The 18,191-nt window shown below is 67.9% G+C and carries 19 protein-coding genes; 8 read left to right on the forward strand and 11 right to left on the reverse strand.

Translation table 11 applies throughout. The annotated features are described in order from the left end of the window. The first annotated feature begins 9 nt into the window (after positions 1–9). On the forward strand, positions 10–372 hold the full coding sequence (locus ABD260_RS24880) for a VOC family protein (protein ID WP_344236889.1): 363 nt from the start codon (positions 10–12) through the stop codon (positions 370–372). A gap of 89 nt (positions 373–461) precedes the next feature. Here ABD260_RS24880 and ABD260_RS24885 read toward each other — a convergent pair whose 3' ends face one another. From ABD260_RS24885 to ABD260_RS24925, 9 genes are all read right to left on the reverse strand, one after another. Continuing rightward, positions 462–1,532, reverse strand: coding sequence for a WD40/YVTN/BNR-like repeat-containing protein (locus ABD260_RS24885; protein ID WP_344236891.1), 1,071 nt, complete (start codon positions 1,530–1,532; stop codon positions 462–464). A gap of 75 nt (positions 1,533–1,607) precedes the next feature. Beyond that, positions 1,608–1,895 (reverse strand): 4a-hydroxytetrahydrobiopterin dehydratase, encoded by a 288-nt coding sequence (locus ABD260_RS24890; protein WP_344236893.1) that lies wholly within the window; start codon positions 1,893–1,895, stop codon positions 1,608–1,610. 9 nt (positions 1,896–1,904) lie between these two features. Next, positions 1,905–3,305 carry an MFS transporter gene (locus ABD260_RS24895; RefSeq protein ID WP_344236895.1) on the reverse strand — a complete coding sequence of 467 codons (1,401 nt, stop codon included), beginning with the start codon at positions 3,303–3,305 and terminating at the stop codon, positions 1,905–1,907. Between the two features lie 34 nt (positions 3,306–3,339). Beyond that, a complete protein-coding gene (locus ABD260_RS24900) occupies positions 3,340–5,319 on the reverse strand; it encodes an ABC1 kinase family protein (protein ID WP_344236897.1) in 1,980 nt (659 codons plus the stop codon). A gap of 186 nt (positions 5,320–5,505) precedes the next feature. Further along, on the reverse strand, positions 5,506–6,258 hold the full coding sequence (locus ABD260_RS24905; protein ID WP_344236899.1) for a succinate dehydrogenase/fumarate reductase iron-sulfur subunit: 753 nt from the start codon (positions 6,256–6,258) through the stop codon (positions 5,506–5,508). Beyond that, positions 6,255–8,135, reverse strand: coding sequence for a fumarate reductase/succinate dehydrogenase flavoprotein subunit (locus tag ABD260_RS24910; protein WP_344236901.1), 1,881 nt, complete (start codon positions 8,133–8,135; stop codon positions 6,255–6,257). Before ABD260_RS24910 ends, ABD260_RS24905 begins: the two co-directional genes overlap by 4 nt. A gap of 16 nt (positions 8,136–8,151) precedes the next feature. After that, on the reverse strand, positions 8,152–8,952 hold the full coding sequence (locus ABD260_RS24915; protein ID WP_344236903.1) for a hypothetical protein: 801 nt from the start codon (positions 8,950–8,952) through the stop codon (positions 8,152–8,154). Then, the gene (locus tag ABD260_RS24920; protein ID WP_319037765.1) at positions 8,952–9,254 is read right to left on the reverse strand and encodes a hypothetical protein; all 303 of its coding nucleotides are present in this window, start codon (positions 9,252–9,254) and stop codon (positions 8,952–8,954) included. The genes ABD260_RS24915 and ABD260_RS24920 overlap by 1 nt, the downstream gene beginning before the upstream one ends. Before the next feature lie 108 nt (positions 9,255–9,362). Continuing rightward, positions 9,363–9,989 carry a hypothetical protein gene (locus ABD260_RS24925; protein ID WP_344236907.1) on the reverse strand — a complete coding sequence of 209 codons (627 nt, stop codon included), beginning with the start codon at positions 9,987–9,989 and terminating at the stop codon, positions 9,363–9,365. A gap of 84 nt (positions 9,990–10,073) precedes the next feature. Between ABD260_RS24925 and ABD260_RS24930 the strand changes: the two genes are divergently transcribed. From ABD260_RS24930 to ABD260_RS24950, 5 genes are all read left to right on the forward strand, one after another. Then, the gene (locus ABD260_RS24930; RefSeq protein WP_344236909.1) at positions 10,074–10,442 is read left to right on the forward strand and encodes a (deoxy)nucleoside triphosphate pyrophosphohydrolase; all 369 of its coding nucleotides are present in this window, start codon (positions 10,074–10,076) and stop codon (positions 10,440–10,442) included. A gap of 140 nt (positions 10,443–10,582) precedes the next feature. Beyond that, positions 10,583–10,879, forward strand: a complete 297-nt coding sequence (locus ABD260_RS24935; RefSeq protein ID WP_344236911.1) for a response regulator transcription factor — start codon at positions 10,583–10,585, stop codon at positions 10,877–10,879. Positions 10,880–10,981: 102 nt separating this feature from the next. Beyond that, a complete protein-coding gene (gene mshB, locus ABD260_RS24940; RefSeq protein WP_344236913.1) occupies positions 10,982–11,896 on the forward strand; it encodes an N-acetyl-1-D-myo-inositol-2-amino-2-deoxy-alpha-D-glucopyranoside deacetylase in 915 nt (304 codons plus the stop codon). A 226-nt stretch (positions 11,897–12,122) separates the two neighbouring features. Further along, a complete protein-coding gene (locus ABD260_RS24945; protein ID WP_344236915.1) occupies positions 12,123–12,647 on the forward strand; it encodes a flavin reductase family protein in 525 nt (174 codons plus the stop codon). Between the two features lie 105 nt (positions 12,648–12,752). Then, complete coding sequence (locus ABD260_RS24950) at positions 12,753–14,501, forward strand: VanW family protein (RefSeq protein WP_344236917.1); 1,749 nt, start codon at positions 12,753–12,755, stop codon at positions 14,499–14,501. Between the two features lie 32 nt (positions 14,502–14,533). On the opposite strand, the gene ABD260_RS24955 is transcribed toward ABD260_RS24950, so the two are convergent. Next, the gene (locus ABD260_RS24955; protein ID WP_344236919.1) at positions 14,534–14,971 is read right to left on the reverse strand and encodes a type II toxin-antitoxin system PemK/MazF family toxin; all 438 of its coding nucleotides are present in this window, start codon (positions 14,969–14,971) and stop codon (positions 14,534–14,536) included. 54 nt (positions 14,972–15,025) lie between these two features. Between ABD260_RS24955 and ABD260_RS24960 the strand changes: the two genes are divergently transcribed. Continuing rightward, positions 15,026–16,408, forward strand: coding sequence for an MFS transporter (locus tag ABD260_RS24960; protein WP_344236921.1), 1,383 nt, complete (start codon positions 15,026–15,028; stop codon positions 16,406–16,408). Here the strand turns inward: ABD260_RS24960 and ABD260_RS24965 are convergent. Continuing rightward, positions 16,390–17,316 (reverse strand): GNAT family N-acetyltransferase, encoded by a 927-nt coding sequence (locus tag ABD260_RS24965; protein ID WP_344236923.1) that lies wholly within the window; start codon positions 17,314–17,316, stop codon positions 16,390–16,392. The genes ABD260_RS24960 and ABD260_RS24965 overlap by 19 nt on opposite strands. Positions 17,317–17,435: 119 nt before the next feature. Between ABD260_RS24965 and fdxA the strand changes: the two genes are divergently transcribed. Beyond that, a complete protein-coding gene (fdxA, locus tag ABD260_RS24970; protein WP_012923087.1) occupies positions 17,436–17,762 on the forward strand; it encodes a ferredoxin in 327 nt (108 codons plus the stop codon). The last annotated feature ends 429 nt before the right edge of the window (positions 17,763–18,191 follow it).

An 18,191-nucleotide genomic window follows, 5' to 3' on the forward strand; every position in this document is an offset into this window, starting at 1 on the left:
ATCGTGTACATGGGACGCATCATTCATGTCGAGATAGTTGCCGAGGACCACGATCGGGCGGCCGGGTTCTACCGCTCGGTGTTCGGCTGGGAAGTAACACCGGCGCCGGTACCGGAGCGATACCTACTGGCGCGCACCGGCCCAGGCGAGGGCATCGACGCCGCGATCATGAGCAACCGGTACCAGTCGCAGCCGGCGATCGCCTGGATCGGGGTCGACGACCTTGACCAGACGCTGGCCGCCGCCCGGGACGCGGGCGGCGAGCAGGTCGGCGAGATCCAGGAACTACCCGGCGTCGGCCGCCTCAGCTACGTCCGCGACACCGAGGGCGTACTGATCGGCCTGCGCCAAGCGGTACCGAACGACAGGTAGTACACCGGCGAGACGGTGTACGCAACAGCGCCGCCACGCTCAGGTGCACTAGGGGGCGCACCACCACTACCTGTCCTTAGGTGCCCCAATCACCGTTCTTCAGCCAGACCGAGGTAGAGGATTTTGGGGTTGGAGGGGTTGAAGGCGAGGGACGGGATGCCGTCGTTGCGGTTGTGGTGTTTGGTCAGCTCACCGGTGGACGGGCGGAAGCGGTACAGGTCGGCGCCGAAGTTGGCGAAGGACGTGCCGTAGCTGAAGTAGATGAGGTCCGGGTCGGCCGGTGAGGCCCACATCTGGTTGCCGTTGATCAGGTCGGCCTGGGTCTGGTCCAGCACCTCGCGGAACTTCAGCCCGCCGTCGGTGGATTCCCAGATGAAGCGCGTCGACCGGTCCCGGTCGTACCCCTCCATCCACACCTTGGACGGGTCGGCCGGCGAGATGGTCAGGCTGAAGGCGTTCACCCGCTCGACCGGGCGTGAGCGGGTCCAGGTACGGCCGCCGTTGAAGGTGACGTACACGCCGTCGGACATCACCCCGATGACAACGTGATCCGGGTTGCGCGGATCGATCACCGCGTCGTACGCGTACAGATCACGAGCCGGGAGTACGCCGGCGCGCTGCCAGCTGATGCCGTCGTCGGTGGAGTCGTACAGCTGTCCGTCGCCTGCGACCACGCGCAGCCGGCCGGGGCGGGCGTTGAGCGCGGCGAGCCCGCCGCCGTCGACCGGGCCGGCCACCGTGCTGACGCGGGCGCCGTGGACGCGGAGGATGGGCTGGTCGTTGACGCTGTAGATGTACGCCGAGTCGTCCGGCCCGGCTTGGACGTCGTACGTGCTCAAGTCGTCGGTGAACTTGTCCAGGAGTTGCCAGCTGCATCCGGCGTCGGTGGAGCGCTGGATCTCCCGCTGGCCGATGCTGATCAGGGTGTTCGGTGCTTGCAGCGCGGCGACCTTCGCGTACGTGACGGCGCGCAGCCGGCCGGTGGTCGGGGCGAGGGTTTCGCCGTCCGACTCGGTGATGGTCACCGAGCCGTCGCCGTACACGGTGTCGCAGTGCGGCCGGTTCCAGAACCAGCCGGGTCCGGCGGCACCGGCCGTACCGGGAATCAGCGCGAGGAGAACGGTCAGAGCACTACCCAGGGCGAGGCGGTGTGAGGTCATCCCTTAGATGTAAGGGTTTTCCCGCCGCTCCGAACAGCGTTCACGATGGCCAACAGGCGCCATGACGGGAAGCGGTCAGCCGGCCGCGCTGTCGATGTGCCGGGCCAGGATCAGGTCGTCGTCGGTGATGCCGCCGGCGTCGTGGCTGCTGACCCGGAACGTGACGGTGGTCCAGCGGATGTCCATGTCCGGGTGGTGGTTCATCGACTCGGCCAGCTGCGCGACGGTCGCGACCAGCCGGATGCCGTCCAGGAAGGTCTCGCTCTTGACGCTGCGGACCAGCTCGTTGTCGACGACCTTCCACTCCGGCAGGTGGTCGCGCAGCGCGAGGTCGATCTGGTCATCGGTCAAAAGGTCAGCCATGCAGTCACTCTAGACCTCTGCCGGCCGGACCCGCGCCGCGGCCGACAGCCCCGCACCGGCCAGCACCGCGCCCGCGACGATGATGACGCCGAACACCCACGGCCGCGGGCTGTCGGAGTTGAACGCCAGCAGCGTTCCGCTGATCGCCAGCGCGGTCGCGATGCTCATCGTGCCGGCCATCTGACCGGCGCTGCTGTTCCGTCCGGCGTTGCCGTGGTCGGACAGATCGAGCGTCAGCACCGACAGGCTGGAGGAGCTGAGACCCATCCCGATCCCCGCGAATCCCCAGCCGATCAGACCGAACCAGGTAGTCGCCTCAGTCCACGCCAGCAACGACGTGACCAGCAGTCCGGCGGTCATCAAGGCCAGGCCTGTACGCAGCACGGTGACCCGTTCGATCCCGTGCTCCCGCCCCTGCAACCAGGATCCGAACGCCCAGCACACGCCGGTGATCGACAACGTCACCCCGGCCCGCGACGGGCTGAAGCTGTGCTCCAACGTCAGCAACAGCGGAAGGTACGCTCCGACGCCGGCGAACGCGGCGCCACCAAGTGCACGGACCGCGACCACGGCCGGGAAACCACGTCGCGCCACGAAAGTACCCGCGGGCATGATGCGTACGGCGGACCGTCCTAGGACGAGGAGCGCCACCGCGATCGCCGTACCGCCGATGATCGGATGCGCCTCGAGATGATCACCCGCGACGGTCATCGAGAACAGTGCGACGGATGCGGCGAGCGCCCAAGGAAGGGCGGCGCGCCAGGCTGCGAGCTCGGCCGCGTCGTCGGCGCTGCGCTCAGGGACGGGCGCGGTAGCCGACTGGCGCATCGCGGGGCGGAGGAGCAGCCAGCTCGGTACGAGCAGCACCACCGCGCCGAGGAACACCCACCGCCAGCCGAACTGCTCGGTCACCACACCCGTCACGACCGGCCCGAGTACGGACGGCAGAATCCACATCGCGGCGAAGAGCGAGAACATCCGCGGCCGCAGTACGGCAGGCAAGGCCCGTGCGACCAGGACCATCAACGATACGTCGAGCAGTCCTTCGGCCAGACCGCTGAGCAGCCGGCCGGTGATCACGATCGGCATCGCGGTCGCGGTACCGACGAGCAACTGGGCGAGTGCGAACGAGACCGCGCCGGCCCGCAGCGTCGGGATCGGGCCGCGGCGGTCGGACCACAGGCCGGCGATCGCGAGGGAGATCAGGTAGCTGGCGTTCGGCGCCGCGTTGGCGAGGCCGAAGCTGCCGAGGGCGTGGAACTCGCGGACCATGGTCGGCAGTGCTGTGCCGACCGCGCGGTTCTCGAAGGCGCCGAGGGTGACCAGGCCGATCACGCCGAGCACCAGCGGGAGATGCTGGCCGGTAAAAAGGCGGGGGCGGGTCGCAGCGGTCTCAGCGGTCGAGGTCATGACCGCTATCGTCGAAGTTCAAGTGAGGTTGAAGTCAAGAGACGCGATTCCCGGGTAACCGGAAGATCAGCACGAGGACCCGGAGGACGAGCACCGCGCAGATCACCAGCAGGTTGTACCCGAAGAACTGGAACAGCGTGATCGAGTCGGTGATCTTCGGACCGCCCGGCGTACCGAGCAGCAGCACGGCCATGATGCCCGCGGTCGCGCCGATGATCGCCAGCAGCGCCTGATGCAGCAGCCCGGTGAAGTGCCGGCGGTCGCGCTCGTCGGCGAGCAGGCGGACGTTCACGCCGAGCCGGCCGCTCTCGGCCGCGGCCGCGATCCGGTCGATCCGGCGCGGCAGCCGCCGCAACATCGGCAGCAAGGTGGCGAGTTCCTCGGTTGCCGTACGGCGAATCGCGTCCGGTGCCAGCCGGTCCGTGACATGCGCGCCGGCGAACTGCCGCGACGCCTCGACCAGGTCGAATCCGGGCGAGATCCGCGAGATCGTGCCCTCGATCGTCGCGAGCGCTCGGAACACCGCGGCAACCTCAGGGGGTACGCCGAGGTCGTGCGACGTAATGATCTTGAACAGGTCGTTGAACATCGCCGGACCGAGCGCGACTCCGGCGCTCAGGTGCTTCGTCATGAACTGCCCGACGGCCCGCTCCAGCGCGCGCTCGTCGATCACGTCCGGCCGGTACACGATCTCCAGCAAGGCGTCGGTCGCGGAGACCGGATCGCCGTGGTCGATGGCGAGCAGGAACCGCTGCAGCGCTTCCCGGGTGGCCGGGTCCAGCCGGCCGACGGAGCCGAGGTCGAGCATGCCGATCCGGCCGTCGGTCAGCAGCAGGAAGTTTCCCGGGTGCGGGTCGGCGTGGAAGACACCGTCGATCGCTACCTGACCGAGCAAGCAGTCGAACAAGGTCCGGCCGAGTCGTACCGGATCGAGACCGCGGTCCGCGATCGCCTGCTGTGCATTGCCGAGGCCGATCCCGTCCAGGCGTTGCATGGTCAGTACCCGTCGGGTGGACCGCTCCGGATAGAGCCGGGGCACCACCAGGTCATTGCTACCGGCAACGGAACGCCCGGCGGCGACGGCGGTCATGTTGCCGGCCTCGACGGTGAAGTCGAGTTCCTCGCGCATCGCGTCGGCGAAACCGTCGGCGAGGGCACGGACGCCCATCGCGCGGCCCCAGTCGGTGTTCCGCTCGAGCAGCCGGGCCAGCCGCCGGACGATGTCGAGATCGCGCTCGACCAGGCCGGCGATGCCGGGGCGCTGCACTTTGATCACTACCGCGTCGGCGCTGGACGACAGCCGGGCGGAGTACACCTGGGCGATCGAGGCGGCGGCGAGTGGTGCTTGGTCGAGCTCGGCGTACAGCTGGTGCGGCGGGGCGCCGAGTTCTTCGGTGAGTACGCGCTCGATCTGCGGCCAGGGGACCGGCGAGACCTGGTCCTGGAGATGGCTGAGCTCGGCGGCGACCGTGGCCGGGATGATATCGCTGCGCGTCGACAGCACCTGACCGAGCTTCACGAAGGTGACACCGGCTTCGTCCAGCGCGAGCCGGAGTGAACGGGCGAGGTCGGCCTGGCCGGCGGCATTCTCCCGGCCGGGGCGCCGGCGGCCGCGCAGGTACGGGCCGAGGCCGTGCTTGATGGCGATCCGCATGATCTGCAAGTACCGCCCGGTGCGGGCGATCCGGCCGTTCAGGTCCCGGCGCAGATCCCGGGCCCGGGGCAACGAACCGGTCGGAACGAGGGCTTCCGAGAGGACCAAGAACACCAGGCCGGTGAGCATGGAGCACAGGGTCGTCAGCCCCAGTAGCGCGACCGCTACCGCGTTGGAGCCGGTGAATTCGCCGGAGCCGACCAGGGCGTTCGCGATCGGGCTGAACACCGCCAAGGTCAGTGCGGCGCCGAGCCCCATCCGGATCAGCCCGAAGCGTACGCCGAGCAGCCGCTGCGCCACCGGTACGAAGATCACCGCGAACACGCCGATGCTGAACAAGGCTCCCACCAGTACACCCATGCCCCGCACCCTAGGCGCTCCCGCCCACCGCCCGGCTCACCCACGCGAGTGACCGGCCCCTGAGCTCGCCGTCCATTTCAGGGGTCAACCCCTGAAATGGCCCGTTCACCATCCGCAGGCGGGTGGTGAACGGGCCGTTCTGGTGGTTAACCCCTGAAATGGCGAGGGGATGACGTGGTGCGAGGGTCAGGCGGGGCGGCGGCGGATCTTGTTGCCGAGCCAGACCAGCGGGTCGTACTTGCGGTCGGCGACCCGTTCCTTCATCGGGATCAGCGCGTTGTCGGTGATCTTGATGTGTTCGGGGCAGACCTCGGTGCAGCACTTGGTGATGTTGCAGAAGCCCAGACCGTGCTCGTCCTGGGCGGCGTGCTGCCGGTCGGCGGCGTCGAGCGGGTGCATGTCCAGCTCGGCGATCCGCATCAGGAACCGCGGACCGGAGAAGTTCTCCTTGTTCTCCTCGTGGTCCCGGATCACGTGGCAGGTGTTCTGGCAGAGGAAGCACTCGATGCACTTGCGGAACTCCTGCGAGCGCTCCACGTCCTGCTGCTGCATCCGGTACTCACCCGGCTTCAGGTCCGCCGGCGGCTTGAAGGCCGGCACCTCGCGGGCCTTCTGATAGTTGTACGAGACGTCCGTGACCAGGTCCCGGATCACCGGGAAGGTACGCATCGGGGTGACCGTGACGACCTCGTCCTCGGCGAACGTGTTCATCCGGCACATGCACATCAGCTTCGGCATGCCGTTGATCTCGGCGCTGCAGGAGCCGCACTTGCCGGCCTTGCAGTTCCACCGGACCGCCATGTCCGGCGTCTGGGTGGCCTGCAGCCGGTGGATCACGTCGAGGACGACCTCGCCCTCGTTCACCTCGACCTCGTAGTCCTTCAGCTCGCCGCCGTCGGCGTCGCCCCGCCAGACCCGGAATTTCCCTTTGTAGCTCATTTGGAGGGCAGCTCCTCGTCTGTCAGGTACTTCGAAAGCTCGTCGACCTCGAACAGCTCGAGCAGGTCCTCGCGCATCGGAATCTGCTGCTCCTCGGTCACGTTCACCGAGCCGTCCGGGTCGAGCGCGCAGACCAGCAGCTTCTTCCGCCACTCGGGGTTCATCCCCGGGAAGTCGTCCCGGGTGTGACCGCCGCGCGACTCCTGCCGCAGCAGCGCCGCGCCGGCCACGCACTCGGACACGGTCAGCATGTTCCGCAGGTCGAGCGCCAGGTGCCAGCCCGGGTTGAACTGGCGGTGGCCCTCCACGGTCATCTTCGCGATCCGGCCGCGGAACTCGGCCAGCCGGCCGAGCGCCTGCTCCATCTCGGCTTCCTTGCGGATGATGCCGACCAGGTCGTTCATCGACTGCTGCAGGTCCTGGTGGATCGAGTACGGGTTCTCGCCGCCCTCGAGCTCGAACGGCGCCAGCGCCTCGGTCGCGGCCGCGTCCACGTCGGCCTCGTTGATCTTCGGCCGGTTCGCGCCGAGTTCGTCGACGTACGTCGCCGCGCCCAGGCCGGCCCGCCGCCCGAAGACGAGCAGGTCGGACAGCGAGTTGCCGCCGAGCCGGTTCGACCCGTGCATCCCGCCGGCGACCTCACCGGCCGCGAACAGGCCCGGTACGACCGACGACGCGGTGTCCGGGTCGACCTCGACGCCACCCATCACGTAGTGACAGGTCGGACCGACCTCCATCGGCTCCGCGGTGATGTCGACGTCGGCCAGCTCCTTGAACTGGTGGTGCATCGACGGCAGCCGCCGGGTGATCTCCTCGGCCGGCAGCCGCGAGGACACGTCCAGGAAGACGCCACCGTGCGGCGTACCCCGGCCGGCCTTCACCTCGGAGTTGATCGCCCGGGCGACCTCGTCCCGCGGCAGCAGCTCCGGTGGGCGCCGGTTGTTGTCGGCGTCCTTGTACCAGCGGTCGGCCTCTTCTTCGTTGTCCGCGTACTGCGCCCGGAACACGTCCGGTACGTAGTCGAACATGAACCGCTTGCCCTCGGAGTTCTTCAGTACGCCACCGTCACCGCGGACCGACTCGGTGACCAGGATGCCCTTCACCGACGGCGGCCAGACCATGCCGGTCGGGTGGAACTGGATGAACTCCATATTGATCAGCGTCGCGCCGGCCCGCATCGCCAGCGCGTGCCCGTCACCGGTGTACTCCCAGGAGTTCGAGGTGACCTTGAAGGACTTGCCGACCCCGCCGGTCGCCAGTACGACGGCCGGTGCCTCGAAGAGCACGAACCGGCCGGACTCACGCCAGTACCCGAAGGCGCCGGAGATCGCGTCACCGTCTTTGAGCAGCTCGGTGATGGTGCACTCGGCGTACACCTTGAGGTTCGCCTCGTAGTCGCCGGTGGCCTCGAAGTCCTCCTGCTGCAGCGAGACGATCTTCTGCTGCAGGGTGCGGATCAGCTCCAGGCCGGTGCGGTCGCCGACGTGCGCGAGCCGCGGGTACGTGTGGCCGCCGAAGTTCCGCTGGCTGATCTTGCCGTCCGGAGTGCGGTCGAACAGGGCGCCGTACGTCTCCAGCTCCCAGACCCGGTCCGGGGCCTCCTGCGCGTGCAGCTCGGCCATCCGCCAGTTGTTCAGGAACTTTCCGCCGCGCATCGTGTCGCGGTAGTGCGTCTGCCAGTTGTCGTTCGAGTTCGCGTTGCCCATCGCGGCCGCGCAGCCGCCCTCGGCCATCACCGTGTGCGCCTTGCCGAACAGCGACTTGCAGATGATCGCGGTCTTCTTGCCCTGCTCGCGGGCCTCGATCGCCGCCCGCAGGCCGGCGCCGCCGGCCCCGATCACGACGACGTCGTAGGAGTGTCGTTCCAGCTCAGTCATATCCAGAAATTCCCGGTCAGTTGATGAAGCGCAGGTCGGAGAACCATCCGGCGGACAGCGCCATGATGTAGAAGTCGGTCAGGATCACGGTGAACAGCGACGTCATCGCGAACGTGCCGTGCTTCGGGTTCAGCTTGGACACGAAGGTCCAGTACCGGTAGCGCAGCGGGTGCTTGGAGAAGTTCTTCAGCCGGCCGCCGACGATGTGCCGGCAGGCATGGCAGGACAGCGTGTACAGCCACAGGCAGACCAGGTTGACCCAGATGATCAGGGTGCCGAGGCCGATCCCGAAGCCGCCGTCCTTGCCGTGGAAGGCGAGGATGCCGTCGTACACGTTCAGCAGGCCGAAGATCAGCGCGCCGTAGAAGAAGTACCGGTGCAGGTTCAGCGCGATCAGCGGGAACTTCCGCTCCCCGGTGTACGCCTTGTGCGGCTCCGGCACGGCGCAGGCGGCCGGCGCGAAGAACAGCGAACGGTACCCGGCCTTGCGGTAGTAGTAGCAGGTGCCGCGGAAGCCGGCCAGGATCACGAAGGTGATCAGGCTGAACGGCACGAACCGCGGGAAGTCACCGAACCAGGTGCCGAGGTGGCTGGAGCCGGGTACGCAGCTGCTGGTGACGCAGGGTGAGTACAGCGGCGTGAGGTAGTGGTGCGCGTCGACCCAGTACCACTTGTTCATGAAGATGCGGATCGTCGCGTAGACGATGAAGAACAGCAGAATCACGCCGATCCGCAACGGCGCCAGCCACCATCGATCCGATCTCGCGGTCTTCAGGCCTACCTGTGCGCGGCCGGGACTACTTACTCCGGTGGCCATCAGGGAGCGTGCCTGTCAGGCGCGCCGAAGCCTTCGTGTTCCGCGTCTGTCCACATGGACGCGTCGTACTCCACGTCGGAAATCTCCTCGAGTTCCTCCGGAACGGGTCCGGGCCTGTGCCTGGGGTCGGGCGGGCCGAGCTCTGCGAGGTCGTCGCTCAGCCGGGCCACGTCGGACACCAGGCGGCGGATGCCGAGGGTGTCACCGTACTCCTGGCTGAGATTGCCGACGGCCGCATGCAGCCCCTCGAGCGCGCGGACGACCGCAGCGGTGGCTTCACGGCTGCTGTTGCCTTCACCCATGGCCGACTCCAGTAATGGTCATGTAGCTGTCAGTATGGGCACACTTTGCCCCTGCGGAGCGCCCAACGGAAGACCCGTCGGTACGGCGTGTTTCCAGTTAGGCTTACCTCAGTTGCGACCGGCCGACGGGTGGAGTAATGGAGCGAATCCGCCCTGTAGGACAACGAGATTCGCCGGTGGGGTGAGGGTCTCGACCTGCTCCAGCCCGGGCGGCCGTTGTGGTATGCCGTACCCATCCCAGGACCACGGCAACACCAGTCCGCCGATCACCAGCGCCGGCCGGCCGTCGAAGCGCACCATCGCGCCGTCGGGGAGTCCGGACAGGTCCTGGATGGTGGTGCGTTGCCGCCGGGTGCGGGAGTCGACCCGCTGGTGGTGCAGCACGGCATCCATCGCGGCCGCGCGTGGACGCTCGGCAAGGGCGTTGGCGGTGGCCCAGGCGCCGGCGTACAGCAGGAAATCCCTGCGCCGGCAGTAGTGGCAGGGGCGATGGCCGGCCGCGAGCGCGACCGCCTCGTCGAAGAAGAACAGTGCGGTCCAGCGGCCGGGCGGCATCGGATCGCGCCGGATTCCCTTCCATTCAAGGGCGCAGCAGATCCAGGCCTTCGACCGCCAGCGGGTGGTTCCGAGCGTCCGGTCCGGGCGGTGGATGCTGCCACGGTTGCCCAGCAGCAGGCCGCGGCCGGGGTCGGCGACGATCTCCTGGGTGGGCAGAACCCTGTTCTGCAAGGTCATGCCTCGCATCATTCCGGACCTGATGGACAGTTTCTGGCAGAGTCGCCCTGACCGGGGCGGCGGGGCGGGGAAGGAATCAATGCAGTGCAGATTGTTGTAGGGGTTGCGGTAGTAAAGGACAGGCAGGTGCTGGCTGCGTACCGGCCGGGGCCTGATGGTGGATGGGAGTTTCCGGGCGGGAAGGTGGAGCCGGGGGAGAGCGACGAACAGGCCGCCGCGCGAGAGCTCCGGGAGGAACTGGACCTGGAGATCGAGGTCGGGGCGTCGCTCGGGCCGGGCGTGGACATCTCGGCCGCGTACCGGCTGCACGTCTATTACGCGAAGATCCTGGCCGGGGCTCCGGTGCTTCGGGAACACTCGGAACTGCGCTGGTTCGGGCCGGCCGAGCTCGACGAGACGGCCTGGCTGCCACCGGACCGGCCGTTCGTCCGGCTGCTCCGGAACCGGCTGTAGTGGCAGAAGTCACACTGCGCGGCGCCATCAACACATCACCGACCGAAACTTGTATGGGTCGTTTGTATGGGTTGTACCTGGTGACCGGTCTCCTCCACCGACGAGAATCCTGCCGACAACTCTTTGGGGAGGAGTGACGTATGTCGGTGTACCCGGCGGTGGCGGCGGTGCGAAGAGAGGACTTCGCGCCGGAGATCGTCTGCGAGGTGTACGACCTGGACTCGCGCCGGCCAGGCGTGACGGCGGCCAAGGAACTGACCAGCCGGCAGGTGACGATCGGCCGGATGATGGCGACCGGGGCCAAGGACGCCGCGATCGCGCGCGACCTGGGCGTATCGCTGCGCACGGTGCGGTCGGAGATCAGCGCGCTGATCGCGGGGCTCGGCGCGAAGTCCCGGTTCCAGGCCGGCTGCCTGCTGGTCCGCCGCTTCGGCTGAGCCGCCGCGGTTGCCGGGCCGGGGTGGCTTCGGCCGGCCGGCTGGGCGTTCGGCGGCGGGAACTCGCCGGAAACTGTCTGGCGGCCGACGTAGGCTTTCGGCATGGTTGAGCTTGCTGAGCGCCGGCTGCTGCTGGTGCACGCCCACCCGGACGACGAAACGATCAACAACGGCGCGACGATGGCGCGCTACGTGGCCGAAGGGGCGCACGTCACGCTGGTCACCTGCACCCTCGGTGAGGAGGGTGAGGTCCTGGTCCCGGAGCTCGCCCACCTGGCCTCAGATCAGGAGGACGGCCTCGGCCGGCACCGGATCGGTGAGCTGTCCAGTGCGATGGCCGAGCTGGGGGTCACCGACCACCGCTTCCTCGGCGCCGCGGGCAAGTACCGCGACACCGGGATGATCTACAACGAGCAGGGCAACGCCGATGTCCCGCCGGAGACCCGCAAGGACAGCTTCTGGCAGGCCGATCTGCTGGACGCGGCCAACGATCTGGTCCCGGTGATCCGGGAGCTCCGCCCGCAGGTCCTCGTCACGTATGACCAGTACGGGAACTACGGGCATCCCGATCACATCAAGGCGCATCGCGTGGCGACGTACGCTGCCGATCTCGCCGCTGCCCGGTCGTACCGGGAGGATCTCGGTCCGGCCTGGGACGTGCCGAAGATCTACTGGACCGCGATGGCCGAGTCGCGGATGCGGGAGCAGCTCCGGTTGCTGCGCGAGGCCGGTGACACCACCACCTTCGAGGGGATGGACCCGGACGGCCCGCTGCCGCCGATGATCACGCCGGACCGGTTCATCGACTGCGTGATCGACGGCGGGCAGTTCATCGACCAGAAGATGAACGCGATGAAGGCGCACGCCACCCAGATCACCGTCGACGGCCCGTTCTTCGCCCTGTCGAACAACGTCGGCAACCAGATCTGGGGCTCCGAGCCCTACCGCCTGGTCAAGGGCACCGCCGCCCCCGGCCCCGACGGCCTCGAACACGACCTGTTCGCCGGCCTCGATTAGGTGACTGTTCCCACACGCTCGGTTGAGGCATCAACCTCCTAGCAGGAACGAGGGCATGTCGCCCGACCCCACACCTACTGCGGGGCACCCGGCACGGCGTCTCGCCGCACGGGAGGAAAGGCCACGATGAACCACATCGAGGCGTCCCCTCCCGCGCACCGAGCCACCGCACCGGGCACCTCCTCGCTACGGTGTGGAATCGGGCGACATGCCCTAGCCTGCTGACGTGTCCTCAACCGAGTCGAGTGGGAGTGTGCCCGCCGGCGACTTCCGGGTCGCGCTCGGGAAGTTCGCGGCCGGGATCACGATCATGAGCACGTTGCAGGACGGCGTCGCGCACGCGATGACCGCGAACGCGTTCACGTCGGTCTCGCTCGATCCGCCGCTGGTGCTGGTCTGCGTGGACAAGGGCGTACGCATGCACGCTGCCGTACTGGACTGTGGGTACTGGGCCGTGTCGGTGCTGTCCGCGGCGCAACAGCCGATCGCCGACCGGTTCGCGCGGTCGGGACGGGATCTCTACAGCCAGTTCGACGGCATCGCCACGACGGCGGGCCCGAAAACCGGCTGTCCGGTCGTCGACGGCGCGCTCTCCTGGCTGGAATGCCGGACCTGGGCCACGTACGACGGTGGTGACCACACGATCGTCGTCGGCGAAGTGCTGAGCCTCGGCACCGGCGAATCGACCGCCGCCGGTGCGCTGATCTACTACTCCCGTGGCTACCGGGAACTGCCCGGCGACCGAGCGTGACGAGCGGGTCGGCGGCGGTCGCCCCGACGGCCGGAAGGCCCCGTCGCGTCCCGTAGGATGTGCGCTTGTGCCCTGACCAAGGCTCGAGCAGGAGGACACTGTCCGGTGGGGAGAAAACAGCTCGCGGGGATCATCGCCGCCGCTGGATTCGGTGTAGTCGTCGTCGCCTACGGCGCGGCGTTCGCGTTCGCCGGTGACAAGGTCCCGGGCGACACGACGGTACTCGGGATTCCGATCGGTGGGCTCTCCAAGGACGACGCGAAGACGAAGCTCGAAGCTGGTCTGAAGGACCGGATCGGTGCGCCGATCGCGCTCCAGGCGAGTGGGTCGAAGTTCCAGGTGGCGCCGGCCGACGCCGGGCTGTCGGTGGACCTGGACGCGACCGTCGCCGCCGCCGGCGCGGGTCGCAGCCTGGCACCGGGCCGGATCCTGCGGGCGCTGAGTGGTGGCGACGCGGTCGAGCCGGTGGTGACCAAGGACGACGCGAAGCTGAAGGCGGCCGTCGACAAGCTGGCCGGACAGGTGAACCGCCCGGCCACCGAGGGCACGATCACGTTCAAGAACACCAAGGCGGTCCGGCACGACTCCGCCGACGGGCTGCAACTCGACAAGGAGAAGGCGCCGGAGGCAGTACTGGCGGCGTACCCGTCGAACGGTGAGCCGAAGGACCTTCCGGTCAGTGTGACCAAGCCGAAGGCCGGGTCCGAGGCGATCGCGAAGGCGATGAAGGACTTCGCCGAGCCGGCCATGTCCGGCCCGGTCCGGCTGAGCGTCGGCTCGAAGTCGGTCGATCTGACCCCGGCCGAGCTCGCGCCCGCGCTGACGCTGACCGCGCGCGAGGGCGATGTGATCCCGTCGCTGAACACCAAGGCGCTGGAGCCGCTGTTCGTGCAGCGGTTCAAGTCCTTGGAGACGCTGCCGAAGGACGCGACCGTACAGATCTCCGGCGCCGGGCCGAAGGTGGTTCCGGCGGTGGACGGGATGGTGGTCGACCGGGCCAAGGTCGGCGCCGCGATCCTGGCCGCGCTGCCGAAGCCGAGCGGCGAGCGCCGGGCCGTCGTACCGCTGATCGCGACCAAGGCGAAGTTCAGCACCGAGCAGGCGACCGCGCTCGGGATCACCCAGCGGATGGGCGACTTCACCACCCAGTTCCCGCACGGCACCGGCTACCGGAACGTGAACATCGGGACCGCCGCGCGGAAGATCAACGGGACGCTGCTGAAGCCGGGCGAGACGTTCAGCCTGAACAAGATCGTCGGCGAGCGGACCAAGGAGAACGGGTTCACCGAGGGCAACATCATCAGCGGCGGCAAGTTCGTCCTGGACCTCGGCGGCGGCGTCTCCCAGTCCGCCACCACCACCTTCAACGCGGCCTTCTTCGCCGGGCTGAAGATCCTCGAGCACAAGGCGCACAGCGTCTACATCGACCGCTACCCGGTCGGCCGCGAGGCGACCGTTGCCTGGCCGTCGGTGGACCTGAAGTTCCTCAACGACTCCGGTCACGGCGTGCTGGTGCAGACGATTTTCAAGGCGTCGACGCCGGGTACGCAGGGCAGCATCCGGGTGATCATCTGGGGCACGAAGACCTGGCAGATCACCGCCGGGCAGTCCGAGCGGACCAACTACCGGTCGCCGAGCGTGGTGTACAACACCGCCGCCGACTGCCGCGCGCAGGCGCCGACGGCGGGCTTCGACATCACCGTGTACCGGTACTTCGCGAAGAACGGCACCCGGGTGAAGACCGAGTCGTTCACCACCAAGTACAACGCGGCCGACGACATCAAGTGCGGTCCGAAGCCCGGTACACCGGTCACCCCGCCACCTGGTGGGGTCACGCCACCACCGGGACGCTAGGTCCAGCCGGCACCAGTTTCTCGCAGCGGGCGCTAGCCGCGTTTCAGTTGGTGCAGGCCGGCGGCGATCTGGTGGAAGAGGTTCTCCTCGATCACCGCGCCCTCGCGGCGGACCTGGGCCGGGTCGATCCGGAGCACCCGGTCCAGCCGGATCTCGCTCGGCCGGTGCTCCTTGTCCCAGGCGCCGCTGCCGATGTCCATCCAGACCCGGCCCCAGCGCGCCTCGTCGGCGGCGTCCCGGTCGTGGTCCTTGCTGGTCAGGATGAGCGCCAGCAAGTACGGCGCGTCCCAGCCCACCACCAGTACCGGCCGGTCCTTGCCGCGGTGGTGGTCCTCCTCGAACGGCACCCAGGTCCAGACGATCTCGCCCGGATCGGCTACGCCGTCGTCCGGATGCGGCGTGTACTCGAGGTGCACCGTTCCCTCGAAGTCGCCCGCGTACTCCGGCCGCTCGGCCACGTGATCCGTCATGGCACCCGAGAGTAGCGCCCTCACATGACGAGGGGCTCACACCGTTTCATCGGTGTGCACATCACTCAGACGCCTGCGAAGACCGGCAACCGGGGCGCGATTCTCGCCGTCCTGCTCACCGGCCAGTTCATGGCGAACATCGATACCGCGGTCGCGAACATCGCCGGTCCGTCCATCGCGACGGACCTGCACGCCTCCGAAGGCGCGGTCGGTCTGGTCATCTCGGGGTACGTGGTCGCCTTCGCCGTACTGCTCATCACCGGTGCCCGGCTCGGTTCGTCGTTCGGGTACCGGCGGACGTTCCTGCTCGGCCTGACCATCTTCACAGCGGCATCGCTGGCCTGCGGTGTCGCGCCGGACATCACCACGCTGATCATCGCTCGCTTCGTCCAGGGCGCGGGCGCGGCTCTGATGGTTCCGCAGGTACTCAGCGGCATCCAGCTGCACTTCCAGGGGCGCGATCGGCTCAAGGCCCTTGGGTACTTCTCGCTCGCCCTGTCGGGTGGTGCGGTCGCCGGACAACTGCTTGGCGGCGTACTGATCGCTGCGAACCTGTTCGGTACGGACTGGCGGCCGATCTTCCTGGTCAACGTACCGATCGGCATCGCACTGGCTGTTGCCGGGCGGCGCCTGCTACCGGCCGATCAGCCAGGTGATCGTGACCGGTTGGACCTGGTTGGCGTAGGTGTTCTGTCTATAGCGGTTCTGCTTGTCATCGTGCCGCTCCTGCTCGGTTCGGAGCGCGGCTGGCCGGTCTGGTCGTGGCTGTGCCTTCTGCTCAGTCTGCCGGCGCTGGCGTTGTTCGAGTACGGCGAGCGTCGTACGGCTGCCCGTGGTGGCCGTCCACTGATTGCACGCCAGGTCCTAGGGCATCGGTCCGTACGCGCTGGTCTGCTCGCTCATGCGTGTACCAGTGGCACGTACTTCGCGCTGCTCTTCGTACTCGCTATGTACCTGCAGAGCGGGCTCCAGAAGGGCCCTGCGTACTCGGGGTTCGCCATGGTGGTTTGGGTGGCTGCCTTCGGTCTGGCCGGACCAGTGCTGCCCAGACTGCGCAGGGGAGTGCGGTGGATGCCAGTAGTGGGCTGTCTGATCTTGGCGGTTGGCTACCTGTCAGTACTGGGCTACCTACTGCTGGGCGGTCGTACTGGGCCGTTGCTGTTCGCTCTGCTTGGTATTGGCGGGCTAGGGCTGGGGATCAGTGCCAACACGCTCATTGGTGCAGTCACGTCGACGCTGCCGCCGCAGTACGCGGCTGACCTCTCTGGGGTCGTTGCTACCAACGCACAGCTCGCCGGTGCGCTGGCTGTTGCGTTGGCTGGCTCTACGTACGCATCGCTTGCTCAGGACCCCGGACGGGCGCTGGCGGTTGTACTAGCTGGGTTCTTCGTGCTGACGCTGGTCGGTGCGCGGGCGGCTCATCGGCTGGTCAGATAGCGGTAGCGGTACGCCTCTTGGTATCCCAGCCGCTTGTACGTCGTCAGGGCCGCCGTGTTGTCCTGGAGCACTTCCAGGTAGGTGCGGCGACCTCCTAGAGCCCCTGCCCAGCGGGCTAGGCCCTGGACGATGGCTGTTCCCAGTCCGCGGCGGCGGAAGTCACTAGCGACCCGGACTGCGTCTACACCTAGCCAGTGGCCGGTCATGGCGCCGCGGGCCACTGCTGCGACCTGTCCGTCGAGGGTGATGGAGGCGAACGTCGCCTTTGGTGCCCCTTCCAGTACCTGCGGGGCTACAGCTGGTACGGGGCCTTCGAAGGCGGTTGCGTACCAGGTGTCGTCCGGTTGGTCCGTCAGGTGTACGTCGTACGCCGGCTGGGCGTTTACGTGGTCGAGCGTGGTGTGCATGACCAGTACGTCGCACTGCTCCGGGCGCGCCTCCACCCAGCCGCAGGCGCGGATCGCCTCGTCGTACGGACTGCCGACGCGGATCAGTGCCTGTGCGGGGAGCTCGTGCTTGGCGTAGAAGTCTTCTGCCTGCCGCAGCGCATCAGCCACCGGTACGCCGGGGTCTCCGGCCGGGAGGAGTGAGTTGCCGCGACCTGTCCAGCCGGCGGATGCCCGCAGCAACCAGTGGCCCACATACGCCGTTTCGACCGCCGGACGGCCCAGTGCGGTGGTCAGGAACAACTGCTCGACGTCGACCGGGCGGAGCGGCATCTCCGGGATGGTCTTGGCCGCCGTGACGTCGCGCAGCGGGATGCCGTGCACCGTACCGTCGGCGTGCCGGACACTCAGGGCCTGACTGTCGCAGGACGCCAGGACACCGATCAGATCGGTCAGACCACCCGGAATCCGGTGCCGGACGACTACACGGTGGCCGATATCACGGGTACCAAGGCCTGACACGATCCGGACTCCTGGCAAAGTGGGCGACGTACTACCGTGATACTAGAGATACTCGCATCACCCGCATCGCAGCACCCCGAACTCGAACGCTGCGCTTGCCTGCCATAGGAGGAGTAGCAGTGACCTACGTCATCGCGCAGCCGTGTGTTGACCTGAAGGACCTCGCTTGTGTCGAGGAGTGCCCCGTCGACTGCATCTACGAGGGCAACCGGATGCTGTACATCCACCCGGACGAATGCGTCGACTGCGGGGCGTGCGAGCCGGTCTGCCCGGTCGAGGCGATCTACTACGAAGACGACACCCCGGAGCAGTGGAAGGACTACTACACCGCAAACGTCGACTTCTTCAACGACCTGGGCTCCCCAGGCGGCGCGTCCAAACTCGGCAAAATCGACAAAGACCACCCCTTCATCGCCGCCCTACCCCCGCAGGAGCACGACGAGTAAAAGCAGCAGTGAGGGAGAGCGCCGCCCTGCCCCCGCAGGAGCACGACGGGTAAAAGCAGCAGTGAGGAAGCTCGCCGCCCTGCCCCCGCAAGAACAAGATGGGTAAAAGCAGGAGTGCGGGAGAGCGCCGCCCTCTCCCGCACGAGCACGACGAGTAAAGCGGGAGTGAGGGAGAACGCCGCCCCGCCCCGCAGGAGCACGACGAGTAAAAGCAGCAGTGAGGACGCTCGCAGTCCTGCTAGCGCAGGAGCACGGCGAGTAACGCAGGAGCGGGGAGGTCGCCGCCGCTCCCTCACCAAGCAGGGCAGGAACGTGGGGAGGGCCGGTCGGCTCTCCCCACGAGCAGTTTTAGGGAGGCCGCAGACTCTCCCACAAGCAGTCGGTGGGAGCGGCACCCGGCGACCGCGCCGCGGCGCGTACCGCATCCGC

Source organism: Kribbella hippodromi, assembly GCF_039531045.1.
Classification (GTDB): domain Bacteria; phylum Actinomycetota; class Actinomycetes; order Propionibacteriales; family Kribbellaceae; genus Kribbella; species Kribbella hippodromi.